The organism is Niabella beijingensis (assembly GCF_020034665.1).
GTDB classification, from domain to species: domain Bacteria; phylum Bacteroidota; class Bacteroidia; order Chitinophagales; family Chitinophagaceae; genus Niabella; species Niabella beijingensis.
Genome location: NZ_JAIQDI010000002.1, coordinates 705,845 through 720,394, shown reverse-complemented (window position 1 = coordinate 720,394; position 14,550 = coordinate 705,845). Strand labels below are relative to the sequence as shown.

10 protein-coding genes are annotated in these 14,550 nt (G+C 49.2%); 4 read left to right on the top strand and 6 right to left on the bottom strand.

The annotated features are described in order from the left end of the window. Nucleotides 1-51: 51 nt before the first annotated feature. On the bottom strand, nt 52-3,072 hold the full coding sequence (locus tag K7B07_RS19125; RefSeq protein ID WP_223712136.1) for a SusC/RagA family TonB-linked outer membrane protein: 3,021 nt from the start codon (nt 3,070-3,072) through the stop codon (nt 52-54). 223 nt (nt 3,073-3,295) lie between these two features. On the opposite strand from K7B07_RS19125, the gene K7B07_RS19120 reads away from it, so the two are divergent. Then, nucleotides 3,296-6,448, top strand: a complete 3,153-nt coding sequence (locus K7B07_RS19120; protein WP_223712135.1) for a ligand-binding sensor domain-containing protein — start codon at nt 3,296-3,298, stop codon at nt 6,446-6,448. A gap of 15 nt (nt 6,449-6,463) precedes the next feature. Next, complete coding sequence (locus K7B07_RS19115) at nt 6,464-7,258, top strand: response regulator (RefSeq protein WP_223712134.1); 795 nt, start codon at nt 6,464-6,466, stop codon at nt 7,256-7,258. Here the strand turns inward: K7B07_RS19115 and K7B07_RS19110 are convergent. After that, nucleotides 7,239-8,480: a BaiN/RdsA family NAD(P)/FAD-dependent oxidoreductase gene (locus K7B07_RS19110; RefSeq protein WP_223712133.1), complete on the bottom strand. Its 1,242-nt coding sequence runs from the start codon at nt 8,478-8,480 to the stop codon at nt 7,239-7,241. The genes K7B07_RS19115 and K7B07_RS19110 overlap by 20 nt on opposite strands. A 114-nt stretch (nt 8,481-8,594) precedes the next feature. On the opposite strand from K7B07_RS19110, the gene K7B07_RS19105 reads away from it, so the two are divergent. Next, the gene (locus tag K7B07_RS19105; protein WP_223712132.1) at nt 8,595-9,290 is read left to right on the top strand and encodes a M15 family metallopeptidase; all 696 of its coding nucleotides are present in this window, start codon (nt 8,595-8,597) and stop codon (nt 9,288-9,290) included. Then, on the top strand, nt 9,287-9,850 hold the full coding sequence (locus tag K7B07_RS19100) for an AAA family ATPase (protein ID WP_223712131.1): 564 nt from the start codon (nt 9,287-9,289) through the stop codon (nt 9,848-9,850). Before K7B07_RS19105 ends, K7B07_RS19100 begins: the two co-directional genes overlap by 4 nt. Here the strand turns inward: K7B07_RS19100 and K7B07_RS19095 are convergent. The 4 genes from K7B07_RS19095 to K7B07_RS19080 form a co-directional block, all read right to left on the bottom strand. After that, a complete protein-coding gene (locus K7B07_RS19095; protein ID WP_223712130.1) occupies nt 9,843-11,543 on the bottom strand; it encodes a sodium:solute symporter family protein in 1,701 nt (566 codons plus the stop codon). The genes K7B07_RS19100 and K7B07_RS19095 overlap by 8 nt on opposite strands. Further along, nucleotides 11,540-11,677 (bottom strand): hypothetical protein, encoded by a 138-nt coding sequence (locus K7B07_RS19090; RefSeq protein ID WP_223712129.1) that lies wholly within the window; start codon nt 11,675-11,677, stop codon nt 11,540-11,542. The genes K7B07_RS19095 and K7B07_RS19090 overlap by 4 nt, the downstream gene beginning before the upstream one ends. A 105-nt stretch (nt 11,678-11,782) precedes the next feature. Further along, nucleotides 11,783-11,962, bottom strand: a complete 180-nt coding sequence (locus tag K7B07_RS19085; RefSeq protein ID WP_223712128.1) for a hypothetical protein — start codon at nt 11,960-11,962, stop codon at nt 11,783-11,785. Further along, nucleotides 11,952-14,444 (bottom strand): PIG-L family deacetylase, encoded by a 2,493-nt coding sequence (locus tag K7B07_RS19080; RefSeq protein ID WP_223712127.1) that lies wholly within the window; start codon nt 14,442-14,444, stop codon nt 11,952-11,954. Before K7B07_RS19080 ends, K7B07_RS19085 begins: the two co-directional genes overlap by 11 nt. Nucleotides 14,445-14,550 lie beyond the last annotated feature (106 nt).

Genomic DNA, 14,550 nt, shown 5'->3' with positions numbered 1-14,550 from the left:
AAGTTGTTGCCGGCATGCGGTGCGGCCGGATTTTCACTTTAACTAAATTGCCTAAAAACCAAAATTTAATCCAACAGTATACATTTTCAGATTCGGGTAGGCTCCGAAATCATAGCCTCTCTCATAAATGTTGGTATTATTAAACTCAGGATCCAATCCTGTATATTTTGTAATAGTGATCAGGTTCTGTCCGGAAACAGATATCTGGGCATTGGCAAACCCGATCTTTGACAACCATTCCTTGGGTAGATCATAAGAAAGGCTGATCAGTTTCAATCGCACAAAAGAGCCATTCTCCAGCCAGCGGTCAATATCCCCTCTTGAGTTCAGTGAGGAAGCATATAAGGCTCTCGGCACATCGGTGTTGGGGTTTTCGGGGGTCCAGGGCTGTATCCCTTTCCGATAGTTGGCATTATCGGAGAATCCATCCATTGCGATACGCGGCCCGTTCACCACCTTGGCCCCAAATGATCCAAACCAGTCCATGTTTACAGAAAATCCTTTATACGCCCCGTTGAGGTTCAGTCCGGTTTCAAATTTTGGCCAGGCATGTCCCATAACCACTTTATCGCTGTTGGTGATCTGGCCGTCATCGTCCATATCCACAAAACGCAGATCGCCCGGCTTTGAATTCGGCTGGATTACTTTACCCTCCGAATTCTTATGATTGTTCACTTCCTCCTGGGTCTGGAAGATCCCGTCTGTTTTCAGCAGGTACCATAAGCCCAGCGGCTGTCCCACTGTAGTACGGGTCATTCCTGTAAACAGATCATTGCCCTGGTAACCCAGTTTCAGCACCTTATTACGTACGCTTGTAAAATTCAGTGTACCTCCGTATTTAAATTCATGTGTCTGATCCTGGTAAGAGACCGAAAGTTCAATACCACTGTTTTGCAGTGAAAGTGCATTCACCAGCGGGTTACCGCCATCATTCCCTGTTGTCATTAAGATGGGAGCTCCATAAAGCACATCTCTTGTTTTTGCTACGAAGTAGTCTCCTGTTAATGACAATTTATTATTCAGGAAAGAAACATCAAATCCATAGTTCTGCTGTTCCAGGGTTTCCCAGCGAAGATCAGGATTGGTCAGCTGCACCTGGGTGCCGACATGTTCCACATGCTGGTCTTTCCCCATAGCGATGGTGGGGAAAGTATTGATCACTGCGAAGGGATCATAATATCCGATATTGGAACTACCCAGTGTACCATAGTTAGCTCTTATTTTCAGATCGCTGATCCAGGGCACCTGGAAGAACTTCTCCCCGCTAACGCGCCATGCTGCGGATACAGAGGGGAAATAACCTGTTTTATAACCAGTCCCTAATCTCGATGTTCCGTCATAACGCAATACTCCATTGATAAGGTAGCGGTTATCATACGCATATTCCACCCGTCCGAAATAAGAGATCAGATCGGCTTCCTGGCGGTAACCGCCCAATTGTCCGCCATCTCCCTGATCGAGTACGTCATAATAGCGGCCGGACGCGTCCCGAACTATATTCCGCTTTGAACCCCATATCTGCGCATAGGTTTGTTTTTGGAACGACTGTCCTAAAATAGCAGAGATATCATGCTTTCCGAATTGCTTTTTAAAGCTCAGTGTATTTTCTATCAATTTATTTTCATAAGAGGCCCTGTTCTCATTGGCAATGGAAGGATCATAGGATTGGTTCAATGTCCAGAACCCGTCCTTCTTCAGGTATTTATAATGATCGCGGCTGGTTTCATAACCCAGGTTCAGCCTGTATTTCAGGAAGGAGGTAAATTTCAATTCGCTCCAGAGGTTGCCTCTTACACGGAAATTTTCAACACCTGAGTTCACTATATTTGCAATGGCCAGCGGATTGGTACCAAAGGTCCTGGCTTTCCGCTCATCACCATAACCATATCCGCCCGGGTGACTGTCATCATATACCGGTATAGTGGGCAGGAGGCGGTAAACATCTACTACCGGGTTGCCCTGCATATCGGATACATCTGCGTTGCTGATGGCCAGGTTTTCGCCGATACTAAAGATCCCTTTTGTACCCTGTGTATTGACCCGCAGGTTATAACGATTGAAGTCAGTACCGATCACCGTTCCTTTATTTCCGAAATAGCCTCCGGAAACATAATAAGAGCCATTGTTTCCGCCGCCGGAGAAGCTCATGTTCAGGTCCTTTACAGCGCCGGGGCGGAATGCCACATCCTGCCAGTCGGTATTTACGCTGCTGTCCAGCTGCTGCCGGGCAACACCGGCATTGTCATACGCCTGATAATTCAGCTTCATAAAGTCCGGCGTTTCCATCAGGTCGTACTGTGGCATCTTCTGCACTGTATAGCGTGCTGAAGCCTGTATCTTCATCGGTCCGTCCTTCCCCTGTTTCGTGGTAATGATGATCACCCCATTCGCTGCCCTCGAACCATAAATGGCCGCCGCAGAGGCATCTTTTAAGATCTGGATCGACTGGATGTCAAAACTGTTAAAATCGCGGTTGGCATCTGTGATCAATCCGTCGATTACATACAAAGGATTTGTTCCCGTAAGGTTCTTTGCGCCACGGATCTGTATAAGTGCTTCAGAACCCGGACGACCACCACCTCTTACACGGATACCTGTAGCCAGTCCCTGCAGGGCTTCTGCTACTGTGGTGGACTGGCGTCTTAATACATCGGCGGATTTTACAACAGAAACCGCTCCCGTCAGGTCTTTCTTTAACTGGGTACCATACCCCACCACCACTACTTCATTCAGGTCGGTGGCAGATGCTTTTAATACCACGTCAACGGAAGGCTGGTCTCTTACAGCTACCTCCTGCGTCGCATAGCCTACGCTGGTGATCACCAGCACGGCATTTGCAGGCACTCCTATCTGGTAGGTTCCGTTTTCCCCGGTTACCGTTGCAGTGGTGGTGCCTTTAACAGATACACTGGCACCCACCAGCGCCGTTCCCCGCTCGTCCGTTACCGTACCCGAAACGGTCTTCTGCTCCTGGGCGTACACCGTACTCAGCAGGGAAAACAGAAAGATGAAAAAGGGCACACAACGTCCATAACGGAACAGGCCCAATGGCTTTTTGAATCGATCATTCATATAGCATAAAATTTAACAATCAGCGTTCTTCCAAAAATAGTATTCCACACACCTGATTCCTTAATATTTTGTCTCATTCTTTCATCAAATTGTATCAATTCACTTCACTGGGTATCTACCGTACTGATCGCAATCATAAAGAAATGCATGCTGCTTAAAAAATGTACCCGTACTGATTCCGCTGTTACATTTACTTATATTTGACTATAAAAACCGGTTGCATTTGAAGGGTTGGATCATACATGTTTTTTCAGCTGTTGCATTTATATTCTGTGTACAGAGCGTTTGTGCGCAACAATACTATTTTGAACGCTTCCAGGTAGAGAAAGGATTATCCAATAATACAGCCACCTGCGTGATCCAGGATAAAAAGGGATTTATCTGGGCTGGTACCAAAGACGGACTGAACCGCTTTGACGGCTACAGTTTTAAGGTATTCCGCAACACACCGGGAGACAGCAGCAGTCTCGGAAATAATTCGGTATGGCAATTGCACGAAGGACGCGAAGGAACCATCTGGGTCGGCACCGAACATGGCATCTATGCGTATCACCCGGAAGATGAGACTTTTACTTTCCTGCAACATACCCCCAAACAACTGGTGCGGGCCATTGATGAAGATGCTGCAGGCAACCTGTGGTTTATCATCAATTTTAAATTATACCGGTACTCCCGGCAAACCGGAAGAATCACCCGTTTTCTGAACAATGAACTGGATCTCTGCACCACCCTCACTATTTCAAAGGCCAATGAATTATGGGTAGGCCTGTTATCGGGTTCTGTCGGCCGCTACGACAGCGCCAGCGGGCGATTCTCTTTTTTTTCCCTTTTTCAACACTCGCCCCCGCCGGTCTCTCCCTGGCTGGAACGGATCTATGATACAGGCGAAGGATATTTTCTTGTAGGAACAGCAACCCAGGGCATCAAGAAATTTTATACAGCGTCGCATACTTATGAAGACCTGCTGACCTACAATACCGACAACACACAGATCTATGCGCGTGATTTTGTGCAATCGAAAGAAGGCGAATACTGGGTTGCAACAGAAAGCGGCATCTATATTTACAACGCCCGCACCGGCAGGTTTACCAACCTGAAGAAACATTACCAGAATCCCTATGCACTTACCGATAATGCCGTGTACTCCTTTTGTAAAGACCGGGAAGGCGGCATCTGGATCGGGACCTATTTCGGCGGGCTGAATTACTACCCTAAAGAAAACCCGCCGTTTGAAAAATATTTCCCCGGCGCCGGTGCAGGATCGATCCGGGGCAATGCGGTACGGGAGATCACCGCCGATGATTCGGGTCATCTCTGGATCGGCACAGAAGATGCCGGGCTCAACAAATTCGATCCGGCAACCGGAACATTCATTAATTTCAAACCTACCGGAAAACCTTCGGGCATCGCCCACACCAATATTCACGGGCTGCTGCATGATGGCAACCGGCTCTGGATCGGAACATTTGAACATGGTCTGGATGTTATGGATCTCCGCACCGGCAACGTGATTCATCACTTTACGGCCGGACCCGGTCCCAATGATCTGAAAAGTAATTTCATACACAGTCTTTATAAGACCTCCGACAACCGGATATGGGCCGGTACTTCCAACGGGATCTACATCTATAATGAAAAAAAAGGCAATTTTACTGCGCCCGGCTATTTTCCCCGGGGAGGCTTTTACTCCGGTATCCTTGAGGCAAGCGACGGAACGATCTGGGCGGGCACCTTCCAGGACGGACTGCACTACTATAATCCGCGGAAAAAGATTTACGGTCAGCTGCAACTGCTGTATCAGAACAAGGACCGCCTGTCCGAGAACAGGGTCACCTATATTCATGAGGCCTCCGATCATACATTATGGATCGCCACTGAAGATGGCTTATTCAATATTGATCCTGTTACACGAAAGGTGGTCACGTATTCAACTGCTACAGGTTTTCCGAGCAATCTTATTTATACGGTTGCAGAAGACCCGCTGCGCCGGCATTGGGTCACCACATCAAGAGGCCTGGTGCTGCTGGATCCGGAAGGCGGGGTATTAAGGACCTTTACAAAAACGAGCGGACTCCTGGGAGACCAGTTCAATTATTCTTCGGCATTCAAAGACCGGAACGGACGGCTCTATTACGGAAGCGTAAAAGGAATGATCAGCTTTGATCCGGCGAAGCTCACTACAGATACATATACGCCTCCTGTATATATCACCAACTTCTCGGTATTCAACGCGCCGCTATCCATTGCGCCAAAGAAAGGCCCGTTGTTCCGGTCATTGCTCATCACGCCGCGGATCACGCTCGCCTATCCGCAGTCAACCTTCAATATCGATTTTGCAGCAATCAATTTTACCGCACCGGATAATGTGGAGTACGCCTATAAACTGGAAGGGCTGGATGAAGAATGGAACTATATCAAAACCAACAGAAGCGTTTACTTTACCAACCTGCCTCCGGGTTCATATGTTTTTAAAGTACGTTCCACCAACAGCAGCGGCCGTTGGCAGAATAATGAGCGCAGTCTCCGCATCCTGATCCGTCCCCCGTTATGGAGAACCCCGCTGGCGTATATGATCTATCTTTTATTGCTGATCATTATTGCGTACATTTCCGTCCGGACCTATCGCAGCAATATAGCCGCCAAACAAAAAAGAAAAATGCAGTTGTACGCCGTACAAAAAGAAAAGGAACTCATCGAATCAAAGATCGATTTCTTTACCAAAGTGGCACACGAGATCCGCACGCCACTGACACTGATCAAAGCGCCGCTGGAAAAAATCACCAAACTGCTAACCCCCACCCCGCAGACAGAAAAATACCTCCGCAGTATGAACAGGAATACGGAACGCCTGCTGGAACTGAGCAACCAGCTGCTCGATTTCCGGAAAGCGGAATCCGAGCAGGTTTCATTAAATTTTGTGAACACCGATATTACCGAGCTGCTGGCGGCCATCTGGAGCAATTTTCAACCCACGGCAGAAGAGCATGCTATTTCTTTTGAACTGGATATCCCTTCTGAAACATTCGAAGCCGCTATTGATCCGGAGGCTTTTAAAAAGATCGTCAGCAACCTGCTGGATAATGCACTCAAGTATTGCAACAGCAAGGTCAGCGTCAGTCTTTTACATCTGAAGGAGGCACAGCAATTCCTGATCCAGATCAGCAATGACGGCCCCCCGATACCGGAAAAGGACCGGCCCCGGATCTTTGACCTGTTCTTCCGTTCGCAGTTTACCGAAAGCATCTCCGGCGCAGGGATCGGCCTGGCGCTCGCCAAATCACTTATCGACCTTCATGGAGGTCTTATCCGTTTGGCCCCGATGGAAAATTTGGTTACTTTCGAAGTCCTGTTCCCTATCCGTCCGGCACAGGCATAAACCAATGTTTTTATCTTGAACAGCAAAGAGCTATTTACAGAAGACCTGTCGAAATTTACAATACTGATTGTAGATGACAATGAAGATATTCTTGACTTTCTACGGGACGATCTGGAAGAGCGGTATACCGTACTTACAGCAACCAGCGGTAATGAAGCACTGCTGCAACTTGAAGAGCAGATCGTTCACCTGATCATCAGTGATATTATGATGCCGGGCATGGATGGCCTGGAATTTTGTGATTATATAAAATCAAATTTCGAGCTTAGCCATATCCCCATTGTATTGCTGACGGCAAAAAATTCTTTGCAGTCAAAGATCGAGGGGCTTGACGCCGGCGCAGACGCCTATATTGAAAAACCATTCTCTCCCGAACACCTGAATGCACAGGTTGCCAGCTTGCTCAATAACCGGATGAAACTGAAAGATTATTTTGCGAACTCACCGCTCACGCATATCAGAACGATGGCGCATACCAGGATGGACGAGCAATTCCTGGAAAAACTGCAGCAGCTGATCGAATCCAATCTCTCCAACACCCTTCTGGACGTAGAGTTTCTGGCACAGCAGCTGAATATGAGCCGCCCTACCCTGTACCGCAAGATCAAATCGATCTCTGATCTCTCGCCTAATGAAATGATCAACCTTACCCGGCTGAAAAAAGCAGCTGCCATGATCAGCGAGGGCCACCACCGGATGAATGAGATTGCAGAAACCGTCGGCTACAGCTCGCTGACCCAGTTTGGAAGGAATTTTCATAAACAGTTCGGAATGACCCCAACCGACTATATTAAAAAGATGGGGCACTAGCCAGCTGTCCTGCGGATCGTGCCGCTATGAAGCCCGTGCTCCAGGCATTCTGAAAATTGTAGCCGCCGGTGATACCGTCCACATCGATCACTTCTCCTGTAAAGAACAGACCCGGTATTTTCCGGCTCATCATTGTTTGTGGTTCCACTTCCGCCAGCGTAATTCCTCCCGCCGTTACAAATTCTTCTTTATAGGTGGTCTTCCCTTTTACCGGCAACTCAAAAGCCAGCAGGTTCCGGATCAGCAGGTTTTGATTTTTTGAAGGCAGGTCTGCCCAGCGCCGGTGCTCATCGATTCCGGACCGGGTCAGCAGAAACAGCCAGAGACGGCCGGGAAGCTCCAGCGGATTTTTATTCCCTATTTTTTGTGCAGCTTTTTCCGAACGCCATGTTACGAACCGTTCCCTCAGCTCCGTTTCCGAAAGCTCCGGCAGCCAGTTGATGATTGCGGTGAACGTCCATTCCTGCCCCGCAAGGTCCCTGGCGGCCCAGGCGCTCAAACGTAATACGGCAGGGCCGCTGATCCCCCAATGTGTTACCAGCAACGCTCCGCGCTGGTGGAGCTTTGTACCTGCAACAGCAACCCGCGCCTCCGTAACGCTTACCCCCATCAACTCCGTTAACGGATGTTGCGGACTGTTAAAGGTGAACAACGAAGGTACCGGAACAGCAATAGTATGTCCCAGATTACGCAGCCATTCAAATTGCTCTGCCTTCGGAAAACCGCCGCAGGCCACACATACATAATCACTATGAAAAACCGTTCCTTTTGCTGTTTCAATTTCAAATCCTGCCGCTGTTTTCCGGATGCCGGTCACGGCTTCCTGCATGCGGATCGTTACACCGTAGCGGCCGGCTTCGTTTAGCAGGCAGTCAATAATCGTTTGTGACGAATCGGATACCGGGAACATACGTCCATCGGCCTCGGTCTTCAGCTGCACGCCACGTTCCTCAAACCAGTTGATCGTATCGCTGGTAAAAAATTCATGAAATATCTTTTTTACAAAATTGCCGCCCCGCGGGTAGCGCCGTGCCATCTCAGCAATATCGAAACAGGCATGGGTAACGTTACAACGCCCGCCGCCGCTCACTTTCACCTTCGACAGCAGCTTCGCGCTCTTTTCAAGGATCACTACACGTAAATCCGGGTACAACCGTGCCGCATTTACCGCACAAAAAAATCCGGATGCACCACCTCCGATTATATACAACGTTTTTGCCAACCGTCTTTTTATTTTTTTACGGATGCTAAAATAATATATTATCTTTACCTGCTCCGATCTATTTCCTCCTCCCCTTCTATCTTATTTTATAACACCATCCGCTTAAAATTTTATATGAGCCTGTTAAAGAAAATACTGTTACTACAGCTCCTGTTTGCCGGTATGCAGCTGAGCAGCCAACCGGTTTCGTTCCCGGTACTGCGCTCCATCCGCGTATATAAAAAAAGTATCCGGGAAAAACCGGACAATGAAATGACCGAGCTCAGAACACTTGCACCCGGTCTGGTGTATGACCTCAGGTATGCGACCACCAATAATTTTATGCACCGGCTGATGTATCCTTCCCATACCCGCAGCACCTTTATGAGAAAACCTGCGGCGGTGGCGCTGGCCGCGGTTGAAGCAACATTGAAACAGGAAGGTCTGGGATTGAAGATATTTGATGCCTACCGCCCGTTTGCTGTCACCAAAAAATTCTGGGAGCTGGTGCCCGATGAGCGCTATGCTGCCAATCCCGCAAAGGGAAGCAATCACAACCGTGGTACGGCGGTGGACCTTACGCTTATCGATCTGAAAACCGGGAAGGAATTACCGATGGGCACCGGCTTCGATAATTTTACGGACAGCGCACATCATAGTTTCACCAACCTGCCGCAGCAGGTGTTGCAGAACCGGGTCCGTCTGCGGTCAGTTATGGAACAGAACGGATTCAAACCGCTGAGTTCAGAATGGTGGCACTATACCTATGGCAATGGTTCATTTGATGTGCTCGACCTTTCATTTGATCAGCTTAATAAAATGGGAAAATGAACAGCGACCGTTTTTTTGTGATCACCGGCGGACCTGGTTCAGGAAAGACCACATTACTGAATGCATTGCAGACAGCCGGCTTTACCGTTGTTCCGGAAGTGGCGAGAGCCATCATACAGGAGCAGGTTGATGCCGGCGGAACGGCGCTTCCCTGGGGCAACCGGCCGCTATATATACAGCTGATGCTGGACCGCTCCGTGAAAAGTTATCAGGAAACCGTTGAAAAGGCAGCGGCCGTTCCCGGCTCGGTTTTTCTTTTCGACCGGGGCATTCCCGATGCGCTCTGCTACGCCCGAATGACCGGTACGGAACTACCCGGGGATCTGGAACAAACGGGCCGGACCTACCGGTATAACCGTTCGGTTTTTATACTCCCTCCATGGAAAGCGATCTACAGAACTGATGAGGAACGTAAACAGGATTGGGAAGAAGCGGTATACACTTATACCTGTCTCGAACAGACCTACAGGCATCAGGGCTACCATATCATTGTGGTTCCCGAAGGCTCCATACCCCGACGGCTGGAATTTATGCTGCAGCAACTCCGGTCATTCAGCTGACCGTCGTTTTACCAGGGATAACCCATTGCAGGAAGCTGCTGATTCCCCATACCAGCAAGGCGCCGATAGCATTGAGCCACAGAAAACCCAGTGAAATGACCTTATATTCATTCAGAAAAAACAGCACCACTACAATGGCTTCTGCGATCAGCGCCGCCCAGAACACGGCATTCCCTTTCACCCGCCGGGAATAAAATGCCACCAGGAAAATACCGAGTATCGTACCATAAAAAAGCGAACCGAGTACATTCACCACTTCAATCAGACTATTGCCCCAGTTGGAGACGAACATGGCAACGGCAATACAGAAGATGCCCCATAAAAGCGTATACAATTTTGAAACACGGTACTCTTTCTCCTGTGCTGTATGTTTTATGCGGAACCTTTTATGAAAATCGATCATCGTACTCGACGCCAGCGAATTCAGCGCCGCTGCAATACTTCCCCAACTGGCCAGGAAAATGATCGCGATGATCAGGCCCACCAGTCCGGCCGGTAAATAATCTACTACAAAATGCAGGAAAATATAATTGGTATCATTGTCTGCGCCGCCGTTCTTTTTCACCAGTCCTTTGATCTGTGAACGCACGGTCTCTGTTTCCTTCTGCAACTCCTGCAACTGGCCGAAGGCTGTTTCGCGCTGACCGGGATAGAGTGCCAGTGCCGCGTCCTTCCGCTGCTGGATCGATTGCAGCTCCTGCTGCAACTGGTGTAGGGAGTCCTTATAAACCGACTGTTCCAGCCGGTTCAATTCAAACTCATTGAAGAAAGCCGGGGCTTTGTTGAACTGGTAAAACGCAAATACAAGTACTCCGAGCAGCAGGATAAAGAACTGCATCGGGATCTTTACGATGCCGTTCATCAGCAGCCCCAGCCTGCTTTCGGTCAGACTCCGGGCAGTAAGGTAGCGCCCTACCTGCGACTGATCGGTACCAAAATAAGAAAGCAGCAGGAAAAAGCCCCCGATCATTCCGCTGAAGATATTATAACGGTCGCCCCAGTCAAACTTACCATCGGTGATACCGGAGGTCACTATATTCATTTTCCCCAGCTTACCGCCTACCCGAAGGGCATCCGTAAACCCGATACCCGGGGGCAGGTCCTTTACAATAAAATACCCCGCCACAGCCATAGCGCCCATAATGATCAGGAACTGGAAGGTTTGTGTATATGCCACTGCACGTGCACCACCGGTTACGGTATAAATGATCAGCAGTCCGCCCATGAACAGGTTGGTGAGATAAATATTCCAGCCCAACAATACGGAAAGAATGATCGATGGCGCATAAATACTGATGCCGGTTGATAAGCCACGTTGCAAAAGAAAAAGGAAGGAGGTAAACGTACGTGTTTTCAGATCAAACCGGTGTTCCAGGTATTCGTAGGCTGTAAACACCTTCAGCCGGCTGAACACCGGAACAAAAGAGATACAGATAACAATGGCTGCCAGCGGTAGTCCGAAATAATACTGGATAAAACGCATCCCGTCCGTATAGGCCTGGCCCGGGGCTGCAAGGAATGTGATGGCACTGGCCTGCGTACCCATGATACTTAAGAGAATCAGGTACCAGGGCATGCTGCGGTTGGAAAGAAAATAGCCATCCAGATCGCGCGTAGTACGGCTTTTATAGATCCCGTAAAGGATGATACCCGTCAATGTTACAATCAGTACAACCCAATCCAGTGACTTCATGAGAAGGTTTTAGTGATCTGGTAAAAACAGGCAATCAAAATAAAAAGCACGGCAATCACAAGAATATACCAGCGGGACCAGGATCCCAGCAGCGGTGCCCGTTCTGTTTCCTGTATGTTGTTTTTTTCACTCATCTTTCACAGGGTTTGCCGGCAGCAGCGCTCAGCACCTGCGTTTCCGGCAAATGTTACAGAGAACAATCAACTAAAAATACCAGGACTCCTCCTGTTTTCAACAACTTATCGTTTTGCCCGCAGGCTGTTCATAAATACGATCCCGAGCCCAATGATCAATCCGAGCATAAGACCCAGCCGTATCTTCTTTATAAGGGTTCCAACCACCAATCCGATCACAATGGCAACAATAAAGGCCATTTCTCCCCTGCGGACCCCCATAAATTCTTTTTTCTTATCTGTCATTTGCACTTGTTGAAAGCTGCGAATTTAATGCAATAATATTTGCAAATAAACGGATCGCTCCCGGAACCGCTGCCGGCAGTTGCCGGAAAAAGGCGATACCGCAATACGTAAAATATCCTTTCCCGTATTTACCGGTAACCAGGGCTCCGGTATCTTCCTGTTCACCCGGATCCTTCATGGCAAATACCGGCTTCAGCTGTGCATCCCAGTCCGCTGCATGATACGTGCTCCGCTCCTGCACCCATCCTTCAAAATCTTCCTGTGTAATCTTATTCGGATAATTGAGCACCGGCATGACAGGATCGGTGAAACGGACGCGGGCTTTTTCATCTGTGATCCGGTTTCTCGAAATAGCGAAACTGTAGGGGCCGATCTTCGCTTTTACAGGACCGATATTGTTATTGGTATTGTATTGTACGATCAGGTTTCCCCCGTTACGAATATAAGCCATTAATTTATCATAGGACTCGTTCAGCCATTCATGGATATTATAAGCACGTACACCGCTGATGATCGCATCAAAACCGGAAAGGTCGGACCCCGTCAGCCTGCTGCGGTCGAGTAATACCACCTCGTATCCCATAGCGGTCAGTACTTCCGGCACTTTATCACCGGCACCCGGGATGTACCCGATCCTTTTACCCGCCGTTTTCAGGTCGATGTTCAGCAGTTTTACCGAATCGGTAAAGAAATAATTAATGTAAGGAATGTGATCGTAGTGGATCGATTTCAGCGCCTGCGCATATTTCTTCTCCGGTTTTGTCTGATCCCAGACGGTTCCGTACACCGAAGTTACGGGCTGCGTCAGCTGCTGGTTGGTAACGGGTATCTGTACCCCCGCACCGGTATCCGCCACGGCAGCGGCGGCTGTTCCGGGAAGCCCTGCCAGACCAACACCCAGCTGCCCCGGGAGCGGTTTATTGATAACCGGTTGCAGTTTTAATTGCTTTGTCCCTGTTGTTCCTTTCTGAAACAATACCAGCTTGGGTGATAGCTGTACCGTAACTTTTGGTGCAATGACAACCGGTTCATAAAGTTCTCCTTTTACCGGGTCGGTAAAATTATAACGTACCGGCTCTGTAAGAGTAAATGGCATACCCTCTATCGTAACAGCTATTTCCGCAGTGTAGGCGGGCAACGCATCCGGGATGCCTATCTGCTGCTGATCCGGCACAGTATAGTTGGCCGCAGCCATTGTTTCGCGCAGCCAGTAGGGCTGGCTCAATGGCACATCATCGGGGATGGCTACCGTTACGGTCTGGTTTACATTGCGGTTCTTTTCCAGCGGCAGGTCCAGGGATACATGATCATTTCCCACCTTGATGCCCTTGAGCTGTACCCGGGCAGCCGAGCGGTTGATAATAGCGGTAGTGAATTTTACCGTTTCTCCCGGGAACAACATCTGTACAGCGCTGGTGGCTTTTATAAACAACCCACAGCACTGGCGGATCAGCTCCTGCACTTCCTCCAGCTTTTTACGTTTCCAGTAAGAATCCGGAAGTTTCCCGATCTGCTGATAAAGGGCTGCCAGCGGTTTCACAGCAGCGGCAGGATTTACAACAGAAAACTGCGTTTCGATCTTTTTGATCGCTTCGCTGATCGTCGTTCCCTCCGGCCCTACGCGGGCCCAGGTAAGATCAACATCATCCATAAGGTCCGTTGCAGGTGCATCGCCGCCGGTCGTTTTAAAATACTCCCAGCTTTCCCCGCGGGTTCCCGCGGAACCGAAGCCCTGGCTTTTATGCTGACTTCTGCTCAGTGCCGCGATCTCTCCATAGCTTTTTCCAAGCGGTGCATTATAGGCCCCTGCATCCATCTTGAACTGAGAGGGAGCCGTTGTGTTATTTCCACCAAAATTAAAGGTGTTCCAAAGAATGCGTTTCGCCTGCCAGGGCTTTACATATTTTAACTGCTCCGGGAACTGACCGGGGTCGGCAGCCAGTTTGAACGCCTCGTTGGCCAGGATGGCCGACGCGGTATGATGCCCATGACCGCCCTCTCCCGTTGTCGGGAACCGGGTAATGATCACATCCGGCTGAAATTTACGGATCACCCACACCACATCGCTCAGAACCAGTGCGCGGTTCCAGATCGTAAAGGTTTCTTCGGGGTTTTTTGAAAATCCGAAGTCAAAAGCACGTGTAAAAAACTGTTCCCCGCCGTCGATACGCCGGGCCGCCAGCAGTTCCTGGGTGCGGATCAGCCCCAGCTCAATGCCCTGCTCCTCACCGATCAGGTTCTGTCCGCCGTCTCCTCTTGTGAGCGAGAGATAACCCGTGCGGTAAAATTTCTCATTGGCCAGGTAGGTGATCAGCCGGGTGTTCTCATCATCCGGATGAGCAGCCAGGTACAGCACACTTCCCAGCACATTCAGCTTGCGGATGCCCTGCAATATTTCTGCACCGGACCAGCTCCGGGGGGCCTGCGCCATCGCACTGCTGCCAAGGCAGGCAATAAAAAAAAGATACAGAAAACGCTTCATCGTACGAATATACAATTCATCGATCATAGTTGTGAACCATGCATCACATTCCTCCAACAACACGCCGTCGGGAAACCGGAAACTTTTTTTACCTTCCGCTAAATTT